Below are 1,406 nucleotides of genomic sequence, written 5' to 3' on the forward strand. Positions count from 1 at the left end.
GGCGGCGAGGTGCTGGTCGGCGGGGTCGGGCTGGCGGAGGCGGCCGAGCGGTTCGGCACCCCGCTGTACGTGCTGGACGAGGGCGAGGTGCGACGCCGGGCGCGGGCGTACCGCCGGGCGCTGCCGCACGCCGACGTGCTGTACGCGGCCAAGGCCTTCCTGTGCAGCGCGATGGCGGACTGGGTCGAGCAGGAAGGTCTGGGTCTGGACGTCTGCTCGGCGGGTGAGCTGTGGCTGGCGGTGTCGGCGGGCTTCCCGGCGCAGCGGATCCTGCTGCACGGCAACGCCAAGTCCCCGGAGGAGCTGCGGCTGGCACGGCGGCTGCGGGTCGGGCGGATCGTCATCGACGGGCCGGCCGAGATCGCCCGGCTGGCCGCACTGGTGGCCGCCGACACACCGCAGAAGGTGCTGGTCCGGGTGGTCCCGGGGATCGCGGCCGGGCACCACGAGGCGGTGCGGACAGGGGTGGGCGGGCAGAAGTTCGGCTTCCCGATCGAGGGCGGCGACGCCGCCGACGCGATCGCCCGGGTGCTGGACCAGCCGGGGCTCGAACTCGTGGGACTGCACTGCCACGTGGGGTCGCAGATCACGTCGGTCGAGCCGTACCTGGAGGCGGTGGACGCGTTGGTGTGGCTGCTCGCGGCGGTACGGGACCGGTACGGGGTGGAGCTGCCGGAGCTGGACCTCGGCGGGGGCCACGGCATCCGGTACCTGTCCGGCGACGCCGAGCTGGACCTCGCCGAGTTCGCGGTGCGGGTGACCGACCGGCTGGCGGTGCGCTGCGCCGAGACCGGGCTGGAGGTGCCGCGCCTGGTCGTCGAGCCCGGACGGGCGGTGGCCGGTCCGGCGGGGGTGGCGGTGTACCGGGTGCTGTCGGTGAAGCACGGCGCGGACGGCCGGTGCTTCGTGGCCGTCGACGGCGGGATGAGCGACAACCCGCGGCCGGCGCTGTACGGATCGCCGTACAGCGTGCGGCTGGTGGGGCGCCGGTCGGAGACGGGTGCGATGCGGGTGGATGTGGTCGGCCGCCACTGCGAGGCCGGGGACGTGCTGGTGCGGGGTGCCGAGCTGCCCGCCGACCTGCGCCCGGGGGACCTGCTGGCCGTCCCGGCGGCCGGCGCGTACCAGCTGTCGATGGCGTCCGGCTACAACCTGGTCGGCCGCCCGGCCGTGGCGGCGGTGCGGGACGGCCGGGCGCGGCTGCTGATCCGGCGGGAGACGGTCGAGGACTTCCGCCTGCGGGAGGTCGGCCGCTGAGGTGTACCCGTTCGGCGTGTGCCCGTTCGGCCGAACGACGGCTCGCCCACCGCGCCCGCGCTCCTCGCAACCGCCAGGCTGGACGGGGGAATTCGTCGAGGACCGCTGAGGAAAGGCCCGGGACATGGCGCGCGCGCTGATCGTGGTGG

At 75.5% G+C, this 1,406-nt stretch carries 1 protein-coding gene; it reads left to right on the forward strand.

The features are described from left to right. Window positions 1-1,257, forward strand: a 1,257-nt coding sequence (gene lysA, locus J0670_RS37995; RefSeq protein ID WP_243438093.1) for a diaminopimelate decarboxylase, incomplete at its 5' end; no start/stop codon positions are given. Window positions 1,258-1,406 lie beyond the last annotated feature (149 nt).

Source organism: Streptomyces sp. FH025, assembly GCF_017427025.1.
Taxonomy (GTDB): Bacteria; Actinomycetota; Actinomycetes; order Streptomycetales; family Streptomycetaceae; genus Kitasatospora.